Origin of the sequence: Streptomyces sp. NPDC057445, from assembly GCF_042802855.1 — a bacterium.
Taxonomy (GTDB): Bacteria; Actinomycetota; Actinomycetes; order Streptomycetales; family Streptomycetaceae; genus Streptomyces.
This window is the reverse complement of record NZ_JBHVDH010000019.1, coordinates 14,711-31,331: the sequence shown is the minus strand read 5'-3', so window position 1 is coordinate 31,331 and position 16,621 is coordinate 14,711. Positions and strand designations below refer to the sequence as shown.

Annotated in this window: 19 protein-coding genes; 4 read left to right on the top strand and 15 right to left on the bottom strand. The window is 72.4% G+C overall.

What is annotated here, in order from left to right:
• Window positions 1–8 precede the first annotated feature (8 nt).
• Genes ACFU5O_RS29165 through ACFU5O_RS29155 form a run of 3 tightly spaced genes read left to right on the top strand, consistent with a single transcriptional unit; the run spans window position 9 to window position 2,179 of the window.
• A complete protein-coding gene (locus ACFU5O_RS29165; protein WP_384245062.1) occupies window positions 9–443 on the top strand; it encodes a SnoaL/DnrD family polyketide biosynthesis methyl ester cyclase in 435 nt (144 codons plus the stop codon).
• Window positions 444–445: 2 nt separating this feature from the next.
• Window positions 446–1,285 carry an NAD(P)H-binding protein gene (locus ACFU5O_RS29160; RefSeq protein WP_384245060.1) on the top strand — a complete coding sequence of 280 codons (840 nt, stop codon included), beginning with the start codon at window positions 446–448 and terminating at the stop codon, window positions 1,283–1,285.
• A gap of 12 nt (window positions 1,286–1,297) precedes the next feature.
• On the top strand, window positions 1,298–2,179 hold the full coding sequence (locus ACFU5O_RS29155) for an NmrA/HSCARG family protein (protein ID WP_384245058.1): 882 nt from the start codon (window positions 1,298–1,300) through the stop codon (window positions 2,177–2,179).
• Window positions 2,180–2,694: 515 nt separating this feature from the next.
• Here the strand turns inward: ACFU5O_RS29155 and ACFU5O_RS29150 are convergent.
• Genes ACFU5O_RS29150 through ACFU5O_RS29130 form a run of 5 tightly spaced genes read right to left on the bottom strand, consistent with a single transcriptional unit; the run spans window position 2,695 to window position 6,880 of the window.
• The gene (locus ACFU5O_RS29150) at window positions 2,695–3,612 is read right to left on the bottom strand and encodes an MBL fold metallo-hydrolase (protein WP_384245057.1); all 918 of its coding nucleotides are present in this window, start codon (window positions 3,610–3,612) and stop codon (window positions 2,695–2,697) included.
• Window positions 3,609–4,073, bottom strand: a complete 465-nt coding sequence (locus ACFU5O_RS29145) for an ester cyclase (RefSeq protein ID WP_384245055.1) — start codon at window positions 4,071–4,073, stop codon at window positions 3,609–3,611. Before ACFU5O_RS29145 ends, ACFU5O_RS29150 begins: the two co-directional genes overlap by 4 nt.
• 11 nt (window positions 4,074–4,084) lie before the next feature.
• Window positions 4,085–5,125 carry a zinc-binding dehydrogenase gene (locus ACFU5O_RS29140; RefSeq protein ID WP_384245053.1) on the bottom strand — a complete coding sequence of 347 codons (1,041 nt, stop codon included), beginning with the start codon at window positions 5,123–5,125 and terminating at the stop codon, window positions 4,085–4,087.
• Window positions 5,122–5,988, bottom strand: a complete 867-nt coding sequence (locus ACFU5O_RS29135) for an NAD(P)H-binding protein (protein ID WP_384245051.1) — start codon at window positions 5,986–5,988, stop codon at window positions 5,122–5,124. The genes ACFU5O_RS29140 and ACFU5O_RS29135 overlap by 4 nt, the downstream gene beginning before the upstream one ends.
• A gap of 16 nt (window positions 5,989–6,004) precedes the next feature.
• Complete coding sequence (locus ACFU5O_RS29130; protein WP_384245049.1) at window positions 6,005–6,880, bottom strand: TetR/AcrR family transcriptional regulator; 876 nt, start codon at window positions 6,878–6,880, stop codon at window positions 6,005–6,007.
• A 121-nt stretch (window positions 6,881–7,001) separates the two neighbouring features.
• Between ACFU5O_RS29130 and ACFU5O_RS29125 the strand changes: the two genes are divergently transcribed.
• Window positions 7,002–7,640: a hypothetical protein gene (locus tag ACFU5O_RS29125; RefSeq protein WP_384245047.1), complete on the top strand. Its 639-nt coding sequence runs from the start codon at window positions 7,002–7,004 to the stop codon at window positions 7,638–7,640.
• 150 nt (window positions 7,641–7,790) lie between these two features.
• Here the strand turns inward: ACFU5O_RS29125 and ACFU5O_RS29120 are convergent, their stop codons facing one another.
• From ACFU5O_RS29120 to ACFU5O_RS29075, 10 genes are all read right to left on the bottom strand, one after another.
• Complete coding sequence (locus ACFU5O_RS29120; protein WP_384245045.1) at window positions 7,791–8,867, bottom strand: selina-4(15),7(11)-diene synthase; 1,077 nt, start codon at window positions 8,865–8,867, stop codon at window positions 7,791–7,793.
• A gap of 202 nt (window positions 8,868–9,069) precedes the next feature.
• Window positions 9,070–9,768, bottom strand: coding sequence for an indole-3-glycerol-phosphate synthase (locus tag ACFU5O_RS29115; protein WP_384245043.1), 699 nt, complete (start codon window positions 9,766–9,768; stop codon window positions 9,070–9,072).
• Window positions 9,765–10,463 (bottom strand): N-(5'-phosphoribosyl)anthranilate isomerase, encoded by a 699-nt coding sequence (locus ACFU5O_RS29110; protein WP_384245042.1) that lies wholly within the window; start codon window positions 10,461–10,463, stop codon window positions 9,765–9,767. The genes ACFU5O_RS29115 and ACFU5O_RS29110 overlap by 4 nt, the downstream gene beginning before the upstream one ends.
• Window positions 10,463–11,158, bottom strand: coding sequence for a transglutaminase family protein (locus tag ACFU5O_RS29105; RefSeq protein WP_384245040.1), 696 nt, complete (start codon window positions 11,156–11,158; stop codon window positions 10,463–10,465). Before ACFU5O_RS29105 ends, ACFU5O_RS29110 begins: the two co-directional genes overlap by 1 nt.
• Window positions 11,159–11,235: 77 nt before the next feature.
• A complete protein-coding gene (locus tag ACFU5O_RS29100) occupies window positions 11,236–12,375 on the bottom strand; it encodes an acyl-CoA dehydrogenase family protein (protein ID WP_384245038.1) in 1,140 nt (379 codons plus the stop codon).
• 66 nt (window positions 12,376–12,441) lie between these two features.
• Window positions 12,442–12,816 carry an ectoine synthase gene (locus ACFU5O_RS29095; RefSeq protein ID WP_384245036.1) on the bottom strand — a complete coding sequence of 125 codons (375 nt, stop codon included), beginning with the start codon at window positions 12,814–12,816 and terminating at the stop codon, window positions 12,442–12,444.
• Window positions 12,813–13,649: a tryptophan synthase subunit alpha gene (gene trpA, locus ACFU5O_RS29090; RefSeq protein WP_384245035.1), complete on the bottom strand. Its 837-nt coding sequence runs from the start codon at window positions 13,647–13,649 to the stop codon at window positions 12,813–12,815. Before trpA ends, ACFU5O_RS29095 begins: the two co-directional genes overlap by 4 nt.
• Window positions 13,642–14,682 (bottom strand): anthranilate phosphoribosyltransferase, encoded by a 1,041-nt coding sequence (locus ACFU5O_RS29085; RefSeq protein ID WP_384245033.1) that lies wholly within the window; start codon window positions 14,680–14,682, stop codon window positions 13,642–13,644. The genes trpA and ACFU5O_RS29085 overlap by 8 nt, the downstream gene beginning before the upstream one ends.
• A 2-nt stretch (window positions 14,683–14,684) precedes the next feature.
• Window positions 14,685–14,951, bottom strand: coding sequence for a phosphopantetheine-binding protein (locus tag ACFU5O_RS29080; protein WP_384245031.1), 267 nt, complete (start codon window positions 14,949–14,951; stop codon window positions 14,685–14,687).
• 1 nt (window position 14,952) lies between these two features.
• Entirely contained in the window at window positions 14,953–16,473 is a 1,521-nt protein-coding gene (locus tag ACFU5O_RS29075) for an AMP-binding protein (protein WP_384245029.1), read from the bottom strand.
• Window positions 16,474–16,621 lie beyond the last annotated feature (148 nt).

Genomic DNA, 16,621 nt, shown 5'->3' with positions numbered 1-16,621 from the left:
GGGAATTGATGAGCAGTCAGTTTGCTGCCGTACGCCGCATGATCGCGGCGTACAACACCGGAAACACCGAGGACGTCGCGGAGTACATTCATCCCGAATACCTGAATCCGGCGACCATGGAGCACATGGATCTGCGCGGCCCGGACTCGTTCGCCATGGCCGTCAAGTGGCTGAAGATGACGTTCTCGCAGGAGGCGCGGCTGGTCGAGGTCTCCCTGGAGGAGAACGGCGACTGGGTGCGCGCCAACCTCGTGCTGTACGGCCGCCATGTGGGCGAGCTGGTCGGCATGGCCCCGACCGGCCGTGAGTTCTCCGGCGAGCAGATCCATCTGATCCGCTTCGTGGACGGCAAGATACGCGACCACCGTGACTGGCCCGACTACCAGGGCACGTACCGCCAGCTCGGCTCCCCGTGGCCCGAGCCGCAGGGCTGGAGGGCCTGACCATGATTCTGGTGACCGGAGCAACGGGCAAGGTCGGCCGCGAGGTCGTCGAGCAGTTGGTGGCCCTCGGACGCGAGGTGCGGGCGCTCAGCAGGAAGCCGCAGGAGGCGAACCTGCCGGAGGGCGTCGAGGTCGTCGCGGGCAGCCCCGGCGACGCGGATTCGCTGGCCGTCGCGCTGAAGGGTGCCGACGCCGCGCTGGTCGTGCTGTCGGGCGATGTGGCGGCCGAGGCGCGGACGTTCGCCGCCGCGGCCGCCGAGGCGGGCCTGCGCCGGATCGTGCTGCTGTCGTCGGCGGGCGTGCTGCACCCGCTGCCGCACGGCATCGCGCGGGAGCACCGTGAGGCGGAGGAGGCAATCCTCGGCGTCGACGCCGCCTGGACGTTCCTGCGTCCCGGCCCGTTCCACGCCAACACCTCCTGGTGGATCAAGACGGTCCGTGAGAACAGCCGCGTCCGCGACTGGATCGGGAACAATCCCGGCGCGCCGATCGACGAGTACGACATCTCCTCGGTGGCCGTCGCCGCGCTGACGCAGGACGGGCACGAGAACAAGGCGTACGTCCTGACCGGCCCCGAGGTGCTGACCTCCGAGGAGCAGGCGCGCATCCTCGGCGAGGCCATCGGCAGGGAACTGGACTTCTCCGTCGCGCCCCGGGAGGAGGTCGTCGAGGTCTTCGCCGGAATCACCGGCGACCGCGAGGCGGCGGTGAGCAACGTCGCCGCGCTGCACAGCCCCGAGGTGCCGTGGGCGAGGCCCACGACCACCGTGCGCGACCTCACCGGCCGCGAGCCCCGCCCGTACCGCGAGTGGGCGGCGGCCAACGCGCCGCTGTTCGGCTGAGGAGACATGAGCATGTCCCAGACGGAGAAGACTTCCGGCCCGGTCCTGGTGATCGGCGCGACCGGTCTGCAGGGCGGCGCGACCGCCCGTCAGCTGGCCGCCCGCGGCCGCGAGGTGCGGGCCCTGGTCCGCACCCCGGACGCCCCCGCCGCGCAGGCGCTGGCCGCGCTCGGGGTGACCCCGGTACGGGGTGACCTGAACGACGAGCAATCGCTGCGGGCCGCGATGGACGGCGTCCACGGCGTCTTCAGCGTGCAGAACTTCATGACGCCGGCGGGCCTGGGCGGTGAGGTCCGCCAGGGCCGCGCGGTGGCCCGTGCGGCCCGGGACACCGGTGTCGCGCACGTCGTGTACAGCTCGGTGGGCGGCGCGGAGCGGCACAGCGGTGTGCCGCACTTCGACTCGAAGCGGCACATCGAGCGCTACCTGGACGAGCTCGGGGTGCCCCACACCGTGCTGCGGCCGACGTTCTTCATGGACAACTTCGCGGCGCACGGCCCCCAGCAGGTCGACGGCACCCTGGTGGTCCAGCTGGGTCTCAAGCCGGACACCCGGGTGCAGTTCATCGCGGTGGACGACATCGGCTGGTTCGCGGCGGAGGCCTTCGAGAAGCCTGACGAGTACCTCGGCCGCGCCGTCGAGATCGCCGGTGACGAGCTGACGGCCACCGAGGTCGCCGAGGCGTTCGCGGCCCGCACGGGCGGCCCGGCCCGCTTCGAGGAGATCCCCCTCGACGCGGTGGCGGCCAATCCGTACATCCCCAACGCCCCCGAGATCGCCCTCATGTTCGAGTGGTTCCAGGACCACGGCTACCGGGCGGACATCCCCGCCCTGCGCGCCGTCCACCCGGGCCTGAAGTCCTTCGAGGCGTTCCTGAAGACCGTCGACGTCTGACCCGGCAGGGCAACGCACGAGAGCCGGGCGCCTCCCTGAAGGGGGGCGCCCGGCTCTCGTGATGCGTCCGGTCTCGTGATGCGTCCGGCCCCCGGTGGACCGGCCGGGGTGCCCGTGGACCTGCGCGCCGACGGGGAGTCCCTGAGCACCTGACTGCATGAGGGCGGTCACCACCGTCGCAAGAGCGGCCACGGGGCGACCAGGCCCCAGATGTCGAAGCCCCCTTACGCGGTGCGCATCCCGTGCGCCCCACCCTCACACACGGGCGGCGCACGTGTGGGCCGGCCCGCACGAAGCGGGCCGGCCCTCGGCAACGGCGTTCGCGTTCCCCGGCACGAGCACGGCACGGCACGGACTGGTCGAGTGGTGGCTCCGTCGGGCTCCGGCCAGTTGTTGACGAGCCGTCATACCTTTCGCCACCAGCGCCAACAGCGCACGCGCAGGCGGGACTTCACGGGATGCCCCGCCCGCCGGGCCGGGGGCCGGCCGTGGCGGCCGGCGGCCGGGGAACAGGCTCAGGCGTGCGAGACCGGGTGGCGGCCGTGGTAGACGATCATCTCGTCGAAGAGGGCGCCGATGTCGAGGGGGGAGCCCTCCGGCAGGCCGCGTTCCTCGGCGTAGCCGCGGTGGAGGTTGGGGACCAGGCGTTCGGCGTCGAGCAGCCCGGCGTAGGGGCCCGGGCCGGTGTCACGGGCGAGGTCGAGAGGGGTGACGCCGGCGGCGACGCCCTCCTTGGCGAGCTGCTGGATCCGGCGCAGATAGGCCTCGTTGGCGTCGAGCATCTCCGGGCCGGCGACCGGACCGTGGCCGGGCACGACGGTGGTGGCGCCCAGCGCCCGCAGCCGGTCCAGGGCGCGCAGCGAGCCGGCCACGGAGCCCATGACGCAGAACGGTGTGACGCCGTTCATCACCAGGTCGCCGGTGAACAGCACGCGCTGTTCCGGCAGCCACACCACCGTGTCGTTGGTGGTGTGCGCGGCCGGCCCGATGTGGATGAGCTCGGCGCGTATCGCGCCCACGTACAGCGTGGTGCGGTCCCGGAAGGTGAGTTCGGGGGGCCTGATCTCGATGTCGCCCCAGCACACGTCCGGCCACAGACCGGTCAGGTGCAGACCGGCGGCCTGCACGAGGGTGCGGGTCTCCTCGTGGCCGATCGTCAGGGCCTCGGGGAAGACGAAGTTGCCGAAGGTGTGGTCCCCGTGGAAGTGGGTGTTGACCAGGGCGCGAGGCGGCCGTGGGGCGAGCCTCAGGGCCGCCTCGCGCAGCCGCCGGGCGCGCGCCTCTGTGGCCGCGGTGTCCACGAGCGCGCTCTGCCCGCCGTCGGTGAGGATGCCCGCGTTGTTCAGGCACCAGCCGCCTTCGGGCTGCACGTACGCGTGGACACCGTCGGCCACTTCGGTGACGTTCGCGCCGGCGGGAGCCGTGAGGGTCACAGCACGTCCGCCGCGACGAACTCCAGCTCCTTCAGCATCGGAAGGTAGTTGAAGACGTCGTAGTGCTCGATGACCTGGCCCGCCTCGTTGAAGCGGAGCTCCTCGAGCATGTACCAGGTGACCTTCCTGCCGGTGGGGGCCTTGCCCATGAACTCGCCGAGGTGCGTGGCGGTCACGGTGATGCGCAGGATGACGCGGTCGCCCTCGGCCACCACGCTCTTCGCCTCCAGGTGGAGGTCGGGGAAGGCGGCGAGGCCGCCCTGCATGGCGCCGGCCATGGCCTGCGAGTCGACCAGGCGGTCCTCGGAGAAGTGCTGGATGTCCGGCGCCCAGTGCTTGATGATGCCCTGGAGCTCCCAGCGGTTCCAGGCGGCGACCATCGACAGCGCGAGCTCCTTGTTGCGCTCCTGGACGCTCTGCCCGGCGGTGGTCGTGATGGTCTCGTTCACGGTGGTGGTCATGGTGATTCCTTTCAGGGGACGAGGACGTACTTGCCGACCGCGCGGCCGTCGAGCAGGGCACGCAGCGCCGCGGCGGCCTCTGCCAGCGGAAGGCGGCCGGCGATCTCCGGGCGCAGCACGCCCTGCGCCAGCAGCCCGTACATGGCGTTCAGGTCGGCTTCGAAGTCCTTGCCGGGCTTGACGTAGTACATCCGCATCCTGCGGCCGCCGGTGCGGCCGAGGCGGCGGGCGACGGCGTGCCGGACGGTGCGGCGCAGGGCCGGCAGATGCGGGCGGAACCACTGGCCGGGCTCGTAGCCGGCGACGGAGGAGTCGAAGGACACCAGGGTGCCGCCGGGGGCGAGCATCGCCCAGCTGCTGTCGAGGCCCTTGCCGCCGATGTGGTCGAAGACCGCCGCGACGCCGCCGGGGGCCAGCGCGCGGACCGCGGACGGCAGATCGGGGGTGCGGTAGTCGAGCGGCTCCGCGCCCAGTTCGCGTACCGCGTCGTGCTTGGCCGGCGAGGCGGTGCCGATGACGCGCACCCCGCGGTGGACGGCGATCTGGGTGAGCAGGGAGCCCACGCCACCGCTCGCGCCGTGCACGAGGACGGTGTCACCGGCCTCGACGTCCGTGAGGCGGTGCAGCATCTGCCAGGCCGTCACACCGTTGGTGACCAGGGCGACGGCCTCGGCCGCGTCCAGGTCCTCCGGCAGCGCCGCCAGGTGCTTGGCGGGCAGTTCGGCGTACTTCTGCCAGCCGCCGTAGCGGGGCATGGCGGCGACGCGGTCGCCGGCGTTCCAGCCGGTGACGCCGTCGCCGACCTCGACGATCCGGCCGACGAGGTCGTAGCCGGGCACGAAGGGGAAGCGGGGCGGAAAGGGGTGCAGGTGCTGGAGCATCTGCACCTCGGCGAACGAGACGCCGGCGGCCTCGACCTCGACGACCACCTTGCCGCGTCCGGCCGCGGGGCGGCCGGCGTCGTACCGTTCGATGTGCTGCTCGGGCTCGCCGCTGCCCGTCATGCGGACGGCGGGGTTGTCGAGCGCGGCCTGCGTACCGGCGGCGGTCATGCGGCGGCCTGCGCCGGGTCCTGGGCGGCCGCGAAGCCGGCCGCGTGGTCGGCGGCCCACTGCGCGAAGGTCAGCGCGGGGCGGCCGGTGATCCTCTCGACCGTGTCGGCCGGGACCGGCGGGTTCTCGACGGCGTCGGCGAGGTAGCCGAGGACCATGTCCACGACCGGCAGCGGCATGAACCGGCCCATCTGCTCCCGCGCCTGGGCGGGGGTGATCTCCTCGAAGGCGATGTCCCGGCCGGTGGCCGCGGCGATGGCCTTCACCTGGTCGGTCTGGGTGATCGCCTCGGGCCCGGTCACGATGTACGCCCGGCCGCCGTGCCCGTCCTCGAGGAGTGCGGCCGCGGCGACTGCCGCGACGTCCTTCTCGTGGACCAGCACGCGCGGGGCGTTGCCGTACGGCGCGCGGACGACGCCCTCGACCTGGATGGAGTGGCTCCACTTCCACAGCACGTTGGTGGCGAACTCGTCCGCGCGGACGAAGGTCCACTCGATGCCCGAGGCCTCCACGGCCTTCTCCACGATGCGGTGGTGCTCACCGCTGTGGTTGTCGCCGGACTCGTCGAGCACGGAGGCCGAGGACAGCACCACGATGCGGCGGACACCCGCCTCCTTGGCTGCGGCGACGACCTCGCCCGCGGTCTCGGGCACCGGGAAGAGGTAGAGCTTCTCCACCCCGCGCAGCGCCTCGACGACCGTCCGCGGCTGTGTGAGGTCGCCGGTGAACACCTCGGCCTGCGGGGGCAGCTGGGCCGACTCCGGGTCGCGGGTCAGCGCCCGTACCGGCACTCCCTCGGCCACGAGCCGTGCCACCACATGGCGTCCGACGGATCCCGTTGCTCCTGTCACCAGAACTGTCACGCCTGCTCCACCCTCGTCACCCTCGGTCCCGGCCCGCCGGGACCTGTCGGCCAGTTGTGCTGCCAGGGTCGGCGGCGGGGCTGGAGGCCTCCCGGAGAGCGGCTGGACCGCCGTCGCGGGCGGCGGTGCGCTCGTCGATGTACCGCTCGATGCCGTCGAGCACCCGCTGGAGGCCGAACTCGAAGCCTCCGTCGGGGCCGAAGCCGGAGCCTGGCTCGTCGAAGACGCCGGACATCCAGACCTTGGTGAGTGTGGGGTACCGGGTGAAGGGGATGAGGCGTTCGAGCACCGGGCCGCTGCGCTCGAACCACTCCTGGTAGCTCAGGCCCGACCGCCGCTCGTCCTGTTCCACGTCGGTCTCCTGCACCGTGGCGCCCCGCACATAGCCGTTGACGAGGTTGACGACGGTGAGCATCTCCCGCTCGTCGAGGCCGGTTCCGCAGACGGCGTGGAGCACCCCGTCCCATACCGCGGTCTCGTTCGGCCCCATGAGCATGCGGGAGGAGAACAGCGGCGGCACCCAGGGGTGGCGGCGGGCGATGTCGCGGGCGCCGTGCGCGTACCGCTCCAGAGCCTTCCTCCAGCCGCCCTCGACCTCGGCGAGCGACGGTGACTCGGAAAGGACCTTGTCGAGCATGCAGTTGACCAGCTCGGCCCGCCCGTGGACGTAGGTGTAGAGCGACATGGTGGAGACCCCCAGCGGTTCGGCCACCTTGCGCATCGACAGGGCGTCCAGCCCCTCCGTGTCCGCGACGCGGATCGCGCTGTCCACGATCGCGTCGACGGTCAAGGCCTGCTTGGGTCCACGGGCCGGGCGGGCGGGCCCCCGGTGGTCCCGCCAGAGGAGGACGAGAGTCCGTTCCGGATCCGTCCGGCCATCGTTTCCGGCCATTGTGCTGGTATCCCCTCGCGTCGGCGACATGAACTTTGTACCCTGTACGGAGTTTCCCCTTACGGCATACAGAGTTTATGCCCTCGACGATGATCGCCACAGTCCGCAGGAGGCATGAATCTTGTCCGCACCCGCTGTCGACCGCTCCCAGGCCACCGCAGGCACACAGCCCTTGGGCACCGCCAAGGAGAGGAAGGTCCAGAAGGGGAAGAAGAAGTTCGAACTGAGCCGCCGGGCCCGGAAACTGACGCTGGCGATCCATGTCGTCACATCGGTCGGCTGGGTCGGGATGTCCCTGTCGATGGTGGTCCTGGCCGTGATGGGGTACACGACCGACGACCCCGCCATCGCCAAGGGCGTCTACCAGGCGATGTACGTCTTCGACGACACCAGCGTCACCGTGTTCAGCATCACCGCCGCCATCACGGGCATCCTGCTGTCCTGGGGCACCGCATGGGGATTCATGCTGCACTTCTGGATCATCGTGAAGTGGGTCATCACCCTCTTCATGACGGTCTTCGCCTGGTTCGTGATCCACCCGATCGTCATGAAGGCCACCGAGAACACCGCTGACGCCGCCGCAGGCGTGGCGAAGCCCGGCTGGCCCGCCGACTTCCTGCTGTGGAGTGTCCCGCTGCTGTTCGTGCTGCTCACCGTCGCCGCGGTGGTGTCCGTCTACAAGCCGTGGGGCCGCACCGCCCGCGGCAGGCGCAACACCCCTGCTGCCCGGCGGCGTTCGGCGGCAGCGGCCCGGGGCTGAAACAGCAGGCGGTCCGGCGTCCCCCGTCGCCGGGCCGGGCCGGTCATGGACGCCGCAGCGGCGTCCATGACCGGCCATCTCGTTCCCGTTCCAACGGCCGGCAGGTGACGGCCGTCCCACGACGTCCCCACGAGGGGCTGCGCGGGGGAGCTACTCGCCCAGGGGTGCCGTCCGGGAGACGGGCACCAGATCCCACCACCAGGAGATCGACGGGATGTCCAGCGGATCGGTGCTGCCGTCACTCGGCTCGTCGGTGAACGACGAGGGGAGGAGGGCCGGGTCGTCGGGCGTGGTGTAGCGCAGGGAGCTGATGCTCCAGTCCTGGGTGGCCCGGATGAAGGAGGAGAGGCCGCGCAGGTACTGCCGCACCTGGGGGCTTCCCTCGTCCTCCAGCTTGGCGCGCAGGCTCAGGAAGAGGCACATCACGCGGTCGCGCTGGGCCACCGCCGCGGTCAGCGCCTGCTCCGGGCTCAGTCCGTACTCGCGCTCCAGCACCCGGACGATGTTCAGGTAGTAGCCCGTCCCGCGGCTTTCCTTGTGGTGGGAGTAGATGTCGTTGTCCCACGTGGTGATGAACGAGGTCATCTCTGCGGCGGCCCGCACCGCCTTGCTGTCCCGCTCGTACGGCTGGAGTTCGAACCCGTACCCCATCTCAAGGAACGGCTGCACCACGGAGGTCGCACCGTCGTAGAGGCGCATCAGCGCATAGTCGTTCAGCCCCGGAACCCGGCCCGCGGCGCGGTGCTCCGACTCCCACACCACGGCGAAGAAGTACTCGCGCAGGGTGTCCACCCACCGCGCGGCCTGCAGGGCGGTTCCGCATCGGGACACCCGCAGCGTCAGATCGCGCAGCCCTTCCGCGAGGGGATCGTCCGTGAGCATGGGCGATTCGGGGTTCTGCGCGATGCGCAGCAGACGGTGCAGCGTCGCCGCCAACTCGCCGGGCCTGCCGCCGAGTTCACCCTCCTCGCAATAGCCGTCGTCCACCCCGAAGAGCCATATGACGAAGTCGGAGAGAAGGGCGACGACCTCCTCCTGCCCCTCGGGAAGGATGCGGGCGGCGAACACGCCGATGTCCTGGGTGACGAGGCGGCTGCGCCACTCCGGTGATCCGATGTCGAAGGTGTCGGCCCAGGCTGCGGTCCGTGCGTCGATGGCGGCGTGGTTCGGGTGCACGGCGGACGGGATGGGAGCGTAGGTCGGCGGAACTGCCAGTGCGTGGGGCACTCTTGATTCCCTCTCAGTTGTCGGCGCGCGAGCACTCTGCGTGATACGTCACGAACCATGGCCGGAACCACACGCTGAGTGATCAACTAAGCCGCATCGTACTGACGGTAAGTCAACGCTCCAAGGCCGCCTCCACGAGGGGAAGGCCGTCGCGAGGCCCGCCCCGGGCAGGTTCAGGGCCCGATCCGGCCCGGCAGGGCGGTCACGGCCGGCGGGTACGCGCGCGGGCGAAGTCCTCGCACCACTGCTCCAGGCTCGCCGCCCGCAGGAGCCCGGTGCCGACCAGCAGCCCCGCGAAACCGGCGTCGACCAGGGCCGCGGCGTCCTGCGGGCTGTGGATGCCGCTGGCGCTGACCGGGCACCGGGTCCCGGTGGCCCGGACCGCCGGCAGCAGGGCCGGGCTGCGGGAGAGGTCGCCCTCGCCCCGCTCCCGGGTCGTGATGTCCTTGTTGTTGACCGCGACCACACAGTCCGCGCCGTACCGTACGGCCGCGGCCTCCTCCTCGTCGCCGACCTCGACGAACGGCGTCAGACCGAGATCGAGGGCCTGCCGCGTCAGCAGCCGAAGGGTGTCGGAGGACAGCAGACGGACCGTCAGCAGTACGGCGGAGGCGCCCAGTTCGGCGCTGCGCCGGAGCTGGCGACGGCTGGTGATGAAGTCCTTGCGCAGCAGCGGCAGCCGGGTCAGGCCGGCGACCTCGGCCAGCAGGTCCTCGCTCCCGCCGAACCAGCGGCCGGTCACCACCGAGACACACGGCGCCCCGGCGGCCTCGTAGGCGGCGACGACGTCGGCGACCGGCCGGCCGCCGAGCAGATCCTCGCCCCCGGCGTCACGGCACTTGACCTCCATCACCAGCGGCAGCCGGGCGGTGGTCAGGGCATCGGTGAAGGGGGCGCTCATGCCGCCGTCCCGGGTGCGGCTGCGGTGCCGGCGCGCCAGGCGTGGGCGACCGCGGAGGCGGCCCGGGCGTCGAGCAGCCCGCCCGGTCCCCTGGCCGCCGAGTCGACGTCGATGCCGAGGAACCGCGGGTGGGCGACGACCGCTTCGAAGGCGGCCCTGTTCTGCGCGTGCAGTCCGCCCGCCAGCAGGAACGGCAGGCCGGTGCGCCCGGCGAGCGCGGTGACGGCGGCCGGGTCCAGGGAGCGGGCCGTGCTGCCGATCCTGCCGTCCGCACCGACCGCGTCGTACAGCACACAGTCCGCGCCCGCCTTCTCGTACGCTCCGGCGAGCGCACCCTCCAGGCACCGCCCGGCCGCGTCCACATGCAGGACCTTGACGATGCGCAGGCCCGGCGGCCCGTCACGGCGCAGCCGGCGCACCACCGACGGCGCCTGGAAGCCGTGCAGCTGCACCCAGGGCACCCGCCCGGCCTCCACCACCGCCAGGAGGTCCTCCGTGTCGTGGGAGAAGGTGACGAGTACGGGTTCGGCGCGGCCGGTCTCCCGGGCGGCGGCGCACAGCTGCACGGCCCGGCCGGCCGCCAGCTCGGCGGGGCCGCCGGGCACCGCGTACCAGAGGCCGACGAGGTCGGCCCCGGCCGTGGCGACGGCCGCCACCTCCGACTCGGTGGTGGCACCGCAGAACTTGACCAGCACTATGCGCCCGCCCCCGCCCGGGGCGCGGACGGCGCGTCCTCGGCCAGCGAACCGTCCGCGAAGGCCGTGGCGGCGCCCTCCCTGAACAGCCCCGGGTGCGCGGTGCGCAGATCCTCGAGGACCATGTCGTAGGGCAGGTCGTCGAACTCGCCGTGGGTGCGCAGGAACTCCATCCGGCGCCGCCCTTGCTCGTCGAAGGGGTGGTGCAGGCTGTCGGCGGTGCCGTCGAACTCCAGCGGGGCCATCCGGTACAGCCGGCACAGCGTCCTGTTGAAGACGGGGGTGGCCTTGACCCAGCGGCCTTCCAGCCACACGGAGGTCAGAGCGTGCTGGTGGAAGACGTCACCGCCGAGGAGCTGCCTGAGCTTCTCGGAGGCGAGGTGGTTGCGTACGTCGGTGAGCACGAGCCGGGCCGGGATGCCGAGGGAGCGCAGGGACGCGGCGTAGAGCACGGACTTGTGCAGGCACATGCCGGAGCCGGTGCGCACGACCTGGCCGGCGCTCAGGCCGCGGCGGGACAGGTCGGCCCCGTACACCTCGTAGCGGATGCCGTCGCGGACGGCGTAGTAGAGGGCGACGGCCTGCTCGGTGGGGGTCCGGCCCCCGCCGGGCGGCAGCGAGGCCCGGACGAACTCGCGGACCTCCGCTGACTCGTGGTCCAGGAACTCGGTGGGGCGCAGGTCGTTGCGGTTCATGCTGGTGGTCCGCTTCCGTCGGAGTCGGGGGCCCGGTGGCGGGGTGGCCGGGTGGCCGGGGGCGTCCGGGCGGCTGCTCAGAGGCCGAGCAGCGCGGCGATGCGGTTGCGCTGGATCTCGGAGGTGCCCGAGTAGACGGTTCCGGCGACCGAGTTGCGCAGTTCCTTCTCGATGCCGTACTCCGCCAGGTAGCCGTAGCCGCCGAAGATCTGCACGGCGGACAGCGCGGAGGCCACGTTGGCCTCGCTCGTGACGAGTTTGGCGATGGCGATGTCCTCGGTGACGTTCTCCCCGGCCGCCATCTTCTCGGCGGTGCCGTACAGCCACTGCCGTGAGGTCTCCAGGCCGATGCGCATGTCGACGAGCTTGTGCGAGATCGCCTGGTTCGAGCCGATCGGCCGGCCGAACTGGACGCGCTCCTTGGCGTAGGCGACACAGCGGTCGAGCCTGCTGCGCATCTCCCCCGCGTTGACGACGAAGGAGAGCAGGATCTCCCACCGCATCACGTACTCCATGACGAGGTAGCCCCCGCCGACGCGCCCGAGCACCCGGTCGGCCGGGATCCGGCAGTCGTCGAGGAAGAGTTCGGCGAGCGGTGAGGTGCGCAGACCCATCTTGGCGACGGGGGCGCCGACGGTCAGGCCCGGCGTGTCGCGCTCCACCAGGAAGGCGGTGCAGCCGAGCGGGCCGGGGCGGTCGCTGGTGCGCGCGTACACCACGAACACCCCGGCCACCGGCCCGTTGCTGACGAAGGCCTTGCTGCCGTCGAGCACCCAGTCGCCGCCGTCGCGCCGGGCACGGGTGCGCATCGCCAGCGCGTCGGAGCCGCTGTCGGGCTCGCTGATGGCGTGCGCGGCGATGAGCTCGCCCGAGCTGATGCGGGGCAGATACCGCTCCTTGAGCCCGGGGTTGCCGAAGCGCTGGAGCGGGACTCCGGTGCTGACCAGGTGAGTGCACACGGAGAAGTTCAGCCCGGCGTCGCGGCAGCCCTCGCCCAGGCCTTCGAGCACGTACATGGTGGTGAGGAGGTCCTGCCCGAGGCCGCCGTACTCCTCGTCGAAGGGCAGGCCGAGGATCCCGGCGCCCGCCAGGACGGCCCACTTCTCGTGCGGGAAGGCGGCGGCGGCGTCCTGCTCGGCGTGGCCGGCGTTCAGGACGTCCAGGTACGGGCCGAGGCCGTCGCGCAGGGCCTGCTGGTCACCGCTCCACTTGATCATCTACGTGCTCCTGTGCGGGTAGGCGCCCCGGCCGGGGCTGGGGTCTTTCGTCGCGAACGAGAGGCCCTAGTACTGCGAGAACTCGGGCGAGTCGAGGTTGTGCCTCTCGTCGCCGCGCAGCGCCGGGGAGAACACGCAGACCAGGCGCAGGTCCTCGTGCGGCGCGGCGACCAGCCAGTGGGCGTCGTGCCGGTCCAGGGCGTACAGGGTGCCGGGGGTGATCGGGTGCGAGTTGCCCGCGGTGTCGATCACCTCGCCGCTGCCCTCGATGCAGTAGCAGGTCTCCAGGTGGTTGCGGTACTCCAGACGGGACTTGGTGCCCGCGCGGACGACCGTGTCGGTCACCGAGTAGCCGACGCCGTCCCGCTCGGTCAGGAAGCGGCGGCTGAGACCGTTGCCCCACTCGACGGAGGCGACGTCTTCGAGCTTGCGAATGATCATGATGCGATTCCCTTCGGAACGGTGGTGCCGGAGCGCGCGGTGGCGTTCGACCGCAGCTCCCGTACGAACTCCGCGAACTCCGCGACGGGGTCGCGGCGGTGGGTGAGGGCCCGTTCGATGCGGGCCACGCCCGCGCTGCCGACGACGACGGACCCGGCGCCGAGCCGTTCGAGGCGGGCGATGTCCCCGGCGGTGCGGACGCCGAAGCCGACGGCGACGGGCGCCGCGGACGCGGCCCCGAGCTCCCGGACGGCGTCGGCGAGCCGCCGCTCGTCCAGCGGGGCCGCGGTGCCGCTGCGGCCGTAGTGGGCCACCAGGTAGAGGTAGGCGGAGGCGTGGGCCGCCGCGTCCGCCCGTACCTGGGGGCCGGAGACGGCGTAGCAGGTGGTGACGACCGGCAGTCCGGCCTCTCGGGAGGCCTCCCGGTACGGCTCGCGCAGCCGCGGCGGCAGCCCGTGCAGCAGCAGCCCGTCGCAGCCGGCCCCGGCCACGGCCCGGGTGAAGCCGGGCAGTGAGGTGCCCCTGACCGTGTGGCTCCAGTCAGCGAGCAGCGCGATGCGCAGCCGGCGCAGCGAGGGGCGGACGGCGGCGACGGCGGCCAGGACGGTGTCGAGGGTGACGCCCTGTGCGAGCGCCCGGTCCGCCGAGCGCCGGATGACCGGTCCGTCGGTGACCGAGTCGGGGAAGGGCACGGCGAGTTCGACGCAGTCCACGTCGTTCTCGTCGGCCATGGCGAGCAGCTCGGGCAGCACGGCGAGGGGCGGGTCGCCCGCGTTGAGGAAGAGGGCGAGGCCGGGGCGTCCCGGCCGGCGCCCGGCGAAGAACTCAGACAACGGCCACCGCCCGTGAACGCAGCCGTTCCACGAGCGCCCGGGCCGAGCCGTCGCGGATCGCGGCCTCGGCGGCGGCCAGCGCACCGAGCCAGTCGGAGGTCAGCCGCCCGGCGACGGCGAGCGCCGCGGCGTTGAGACAGACGGTCTGCTCGGCCACCGGGTCGCCCTCCCCTGACAGCACGTCCAGGAAGCGGCGCACCACGTCCTCGCCGCCGCCGGCCGCCTGGCGCAGGTCCCCGAGGTGCCCGGGCGCGAGGCCCAGCGCACCCGGCCGGAGCGTGAACTCGTCCTCGCCGCCGCCCTCGTAGGTGCGCACGCGGTTCGGGACGAAGCCGACGAGCTCGTCGGCCCCCAGGTCGTTGGTGCAGACCCACACGGTGCGGCCGGTGCGGCGCGCGATGTGCTCGGCGGCCTGGCGGAGCGCCGGGAGCGTCCGGGGGTCGGAGACACCGGTGAGCTGGGCGGTGACCGGCACACCGGACAGGAAGGGTCCGAGGACGTTGACGAACCGGCCGATGTCGCGCATGCCGAGGGGGAGGATGCTGCGGCCGAGGCGGGCCAGCTCGGCGGGATAGACGAAGGAGCCGGCGAACGCGATGCCGTCGCGTTCCAGGACCTCGTGGGTCTGCTCGTACGAGCCGGTGAGCCCGATCCCGAGCAGCTCCAGCAGGTCCACGGAGCCGTAGCCGCTGGTGTAGGCGCGCGAGCCGGTCTTGACGACCTTCGCGCCCATGGCGGCGGCGGTGAAGGCGGCCGCGGTGGAGATGTTGAAGGTCCGCGGCCCGCCGCCGGTGCCGACGATGTTGACCGTGTTCTCGAAGCTCACGGCCCGGTCCGGGCGGCGCTCGTCGAGCGAGTCCAGCAGCGCGGTCAGCGTGGCACGTTCGGGCAGGGAGGTGGACAGCGAGGACAGCAGCGCCACCGCTTCGCCCCGGCGCAGGCCCCCGTCGTGGAGCCGGTCCCAGAAGGACCGCCAGGTCCCCAGATCCACCGGTCGGCCGCCGCCGATGAGGGCGACCAGGGCTTCGTGCATGGCTAGGCCGCCTCCGGCCGCGCCGGGGAGACGCTTTCGACGAACGCCCCGATGGCGGCGACCGACCGGAAGGCGTCCGGGTCGAGGTCGACCTCGTCGGTGTCGATGTCGTACGTCGACTCGATCCACGCGATCACCTTGAGCAGGCCGAGGCTGTCGATGACGCCCTCGTCCAGCAGGTCGAGGTCGGGGTCGAGCTCCTGTGGCGTGACGTCCGGGAGGAACTCCTCGACGACGAACCGCCTGACGGCCGTCAGGATGTCTGGCATGTCAGCTCTCCTTGCTGGTACGGGCCCGGGCGACGCGGTCACGGTCGACCTTGCCGGTGGAAGTCCGGGGCAGCGGCTCATCGGTGATCCGCACGGTGGAGGGGATGGCGGTGCGCGGCAGCCGGCGGGCCAGATGGCCGCGCAGGGTGAGGCTGTTCAGTCCGCTTCCGGCGCCGCGCCGTACGACGGCGTGCAGAAGCCGGCCGGCCACCGGGTCGGGCAGCGCGAGGACGGCGGCCTCCGTCACCTGGGGGTGTTCGAGGAGCACGTGCTCGACCTCCTGCGGATTGACCCGCGCACCGCGGACCTTGACCTGGAAGTCGGTGCGGCCCTCGAGGGTGAGGACGCCGTCGGCGTCGCGCCGGACCAGGTCGCCGCTGCGGAACCAGCGGCGCCCGCCGGACGGTGCGTCCGGGCGCGGGTCGGGCACGAAGGCGCCGTTGCCGCCCGCACCGAGGTAGCCGCTGCTCTGGAAGGGGGTCGACACATACAGCTCGCCGGTTCCGGGGCCCTCCAGCACGGCGCCGTCGGCGGTGACGACGAGGGCGCCGACGCCGGGCAGGGGCCGGCCGAGCGGGGCGGGGACCGTGGGGTCGGTCACCTCGTGCAGGAAGCTGTCGTTGGTCTCGGTGCATCCGTAGACGTTGGCCAGACGGGCGCCGGGAAGCAGCCGCGGCAGGGCCTCGAGAACGGGTACGGGCATGGTGTCGCCGGTGAACACGGCGTGCCGGACACCCGGCAGGACGCGGTCGCCGGCCGCGCGGGCGGCGTCGGCGAGCAGCCGGTAGAACATCGGGACGGCCTGCACCACCTCCGGCGCGTGCCGCTCGACGAGCCCGAGCAGGTAGGGGCCCTGCAAGGCCCGCTCGGGGTCGACGAGGACGACGCGACCGCCGTGGGCGAGGGTGGTCCACACGTCCAGCAGGCAGAGGTCGAAGTTGAGGGGCGCGTAGTTGAGCACGGTGGTGCCGGGACCGATACCGAAGTGCGTTCCCGCCCAGCCGGTGAACTCCGTGATCGCCTCGCCGCCCAGCGGCACGATCTTGGGCATTCCGGTGGACCCGGAAGTGGTCAGCAGCAGCGCGGGAGCCCCGGGCCGCGGCGCCCGCCCGGGCTCCGCCCCGCCGTCGTCCCCGCCGCCTTCCCCGCCGCTTTCCCCGCCGGGGACGGCCCGCGCGGCCAGCACATGGCGGACGCCGGCCTGCTCGTAGAGCCGCTCCAGGACCTCCTGCCCCAGCGTCCCGGCGGACAGCAGCACGGGCCGCCGCTCCAGCAGGCAGGCCAGGATCAGCGCGACGGTGCCGGGGGACTTGACGGCCGGAACCCCGACGGGCTCCCCGGGCCCGGCGGCCAGGCCTGCCACCCGCAGCCTCTCGGACCCGACGAGCCCGAGCAGTTCGCCGTAGCTGGTCTCCTCGTCCCCCCATACCAGCGCCGGCGCCCCGGGCCGCAGCCGCGCGTGGACGAGAAACGCGTCAGCGGGGGTCGTCCCCACGCGCACAGCGCTGTCTCCGCCTGCCATCTTCCCCGTCCCTCCGGCCGAACGATCTGTGACCGATGGTGGTTTTCACGCCTGGAGAACCGTTCGAGCCTTGGTGTACGGAGGGCGGGCGACCCGGCAGGGACGGTGAGGGAGGCGGCCCGGTTCACGCGCTGCGGTGCCCGGGGGC

Excerpts from the sequence above, each read along its gene's own strand:
- ACFU5O_RS29165 (WP_384245062.1), top strand. The coding sequence starts at position 9 with ATGAGCAGTCAGTTTGCTGCCGTACGCCGCATGATCGCGGCGTACAAC.
- ACFU5O_RS29160 (WP_384245060.1), top strand. The coding sequence starts at position 446 with ATGATTCTGGTGACCGGAGCAACGGGCAAGGTCGGCCGCGAGGTCGTC.
- ACFU5O_RS29155 (WP_384245058.1), top strand. The coding sequence starts at position 1,298 with ATGTCCCAGACGGAGAAGACTTCCGGCCCGGTCCTGGTGATCGGCGCG.
- ACFU5O_RS29145 (WP_384245055.1), bottom strand. The coding sequence starts at position 4,073 with ATGACCACCACCGTGAACGAGACCATCACGACCACCGCCGGGCAGAGC.
- ACFU5O_RS29140 (WP_384245053.1), bottom strand. The coding sequence starts at position 5,125 with ATGACCGCCGCCGGTACGCAGGCCGCGCTCGACAACCCCGCCGTCCGC.
- ACFU5O_RS29130 (WP_384245049.1), bottom strand. The coding sequence starts at position 6,880 with ATGGCCGGAAACGATGGCCGGACGGATCCGGAACGGACTCTCGTCCTC.
- ACFU5O_RS29115 (WP_384245043.1), bottom strand. The coding sequence starts at position 9,768 with ATGAGCGCCCCCTTCACCGATGCCCTGACCACCGCCCGGCTGCCGCTG.
- ACFU5O_RS29105 (WP_384245040.1), bottom strand. The coding sequence starts at position 11,158 with ATGAACCGCAACGACCTGCGCCCCACCGAGTTCCTGGACCACGAGTCA.
- ACFU5O_RS29100 (WP_384245038.1), bottom strand. The coding sequence starts at position 12,375 with ATGATCAAGTGGAGCGGTGACCAGCAGGCCCTGCGCGACGGCCTCGGC.
- ACFU5O_RS29095 (WP_384245036.1), bottom strand. The coding sequence starts at position 12,816 with ATGATCATTCGCAAGCTCGAAGACGTCGCCTCCGTCGAGTGGGGCAAC.
- ACFU5O_RS29085 (WP_384245033.1), bottom strand. The coding sequence starts at position 14,682 with ATGCACGAAGCCCTGGTCGCCCTCATCGGCGGCGGCCGACCGGTGGAT.
- ACFU5O_RS29080 (WP_384245031.1), bottom strand. The coding sequence starts at position 14,951 with ATGCCAGACATCCTGACGGCCGTCAGGCGGTTCGTCGTCGAGGAGTTC.
- ACFU5O_RS29075 (WP_384245029.1), bottom strand. The coding sequence starts at position 16,473 with ATGGCAGGCGGAGACAGCGCTGTGCGCGTGGGGACGACCCCCGCTGAC.